The sequence below is a fragment of the bacterium genome (assembly GCA_035380285.1).
Classification (GTDB): domain Bacteria; phylum Auribacterota; class Erginobacteria; order Erginobacterales; family DAOSXE01; genus DAOSXE01.
In genome coordinates, this window is the sequence record DAOSXE010000076.1 from 1 (window position 1) to 1,866 (window position 1,866).

The 1,866-nt window shown below is 64.9% G+C and carries 2 protein-coding genes; both read right to left on the reverse strand.

Annotated features, from left to right (window positions below; genetic code table 11):
* On the reverse strand, nt 1-1,214 hold a 1,214-nt coding region (locus PLZ73_12755), incomplete at its 3' end, for a Na/Pi symporter (protein ID HOO78743.1).
* A gap of 100 nt (nt 1,215-1,314) precedes the next feature.
* Nucleotides 1,315-1,866, reverse strand: a 552-nt coding sequence (locus tag PLZ73_12760; GenBank protein HOO78744.1) for a tRNA (adenosine(37)-N6)-threonylcarbamoyltransferase complex transferase subunit TsaD, incomplete at its 5' end; no start/stop codon positions are given.

Sequence of the window (1,866 nt, forward strand, 5' to 3'; positions counted from 1 at the left end):
TTGAACATGGTGTGGGCCAGGGCCACCCGCTTGGCGTTGCGTGAAGTTCCGAACGAAGCCAGGACGGCGGTGGCGCAGGTGCCGATGTTGGCCCCGAAGATGATCGGGATCGCCTGCTGGATTGTCAGCAGCGGCTCGGGGCCGTTCGGCCCCGGAACCACCTGCATCGCCAGACCGATGGCGATGGCGATGGTGGCGGCGCTGGATTGAATGATCGCGGTCAGGATCGTCGAGGCCAGAAGCCCCGTGAGGGGGCTGGCGGTGGACTTGGCCAGAATCTCGGTGAAGGGAGCGTAGTGGGAAAGCGGCTTCATCGACCCGCCCATGACCTTGAGCCCGTAGAAAAGCAACCCGAACCCGATCAGAACGCGTCCCAGGTAATTGAGCCCTTCCTTCTTGGTGAAGAAGATAAGGACGAAACCGACGAAGACGAAAGCCAGCGCGAACTGGCCGACGTCGAAGGCGATCAACTGCACCGTCAGGGTGGTGCCGATATCCGCCCCGAGGATGACGCCGATGGTCTGGGTCAGGGTCATCAGCCCCGAATTGACGAAACCGACCAGCAGAACCGTGCAGGCCGAGGAACTTTGGAGAACGAAGGTAATGATGATTCCCGAGATCAAGGCAACCACCCGGTTGCGGGTGAAGAACCCGAGGATGGCCCTCATCCGGTCGCCGGCCCAAGTCTGGAGGGAGTCTCCCATCAGGTTCATCCCGAAGATGAACATTCCCAGCCCCCCGAGAAGCGTGATGACGAGAATCATCAGACGTCCCGATTCGATGACGAAGAGCGCGGGTTTGCCGCTCAAACCCTCGACCGAAGCCGTGACCTCGTAGCTGCCGGCCTTGCTTCCCAACCGGTAGCGGATGGAGGCGACCCCGTCGGCGGAGGTGGTCACTCCGATTTCGCGGATTCCCTCGGGAGGGACGGGGCCTTCGGGGAGAAAGGTGCTGGGCTCGGTCTGTTCCTTCTTGAGCTTGCTGGGCTTGGCCGGGTCCTGGGTGATCCAGAACGTCACCGTCTCTCCGGCCAGGGGGCGGCCGTCCCGGGTGACCTCCGCTTCCAGCAAGACCTCCTCCCCCACCATTTCGAAAATCCCGGTTCCCCGGCGGACCTCGATGCGGGGACCGCCGGCGCCGGGATCGGCCCGGACGCCCGAAACCGCCCACAGTGAAAAGAAAACCATCAGCGCGAAACCACCGCGGCGACTCATAGCACCCTCCCTGGTCCGGTTGAACTGCCAGGTTTTAATTTTAACATTCCCCCGCGGGGGTGTTAATCAAAAAGGAAGCATCGGCTCCGGGGGACCCCGGTCAATAGAGCGTCGAACCCCACTTCAAACCGGGATCGGCGTCGCTTTCCATATCGTCGGCGAGCCCGGCATTCAGGCGCAGGCAGGCCAGGCCGGCCACCATGGCGGCGTTGTCCCCGCAGAGACTCGGCGGCGCCAGGCAGAGCCGGTAGCGGCCGGGCGGGAACTCCTCCTCCAACCGGCGGCGCAGCAAGGCGTTGACCGCCACCCCTCCCCCCACCACGATCGTGCGGGCGCGGGCGAACTCCGCCGCCGCCGCCAGCTTGGCCGCGAGGACGTCGACCACCGCCGCCTGGAACCCCGCGGCCACGTCGTCGACGGGGATTTCCCCGCCCTTGGAGCGGATCTCCGCGACCAGGTTCCGGACCGCGGTTTTCAAGCCGCTGAAACTGAAATCGAAATCGCCGCTGGAGATCATGCCCCGGGGAAACCTGAACCGGTTTTCGTCGCCGCGCGCGGCGGCGCGTTGAACGGCCGGCCCTCCGGGATACTCCAGACCCAGGAGGGCGGCGACTTTGTCGAACGCTTCCCCGGCGGCGTCGTCCCTGGTCGC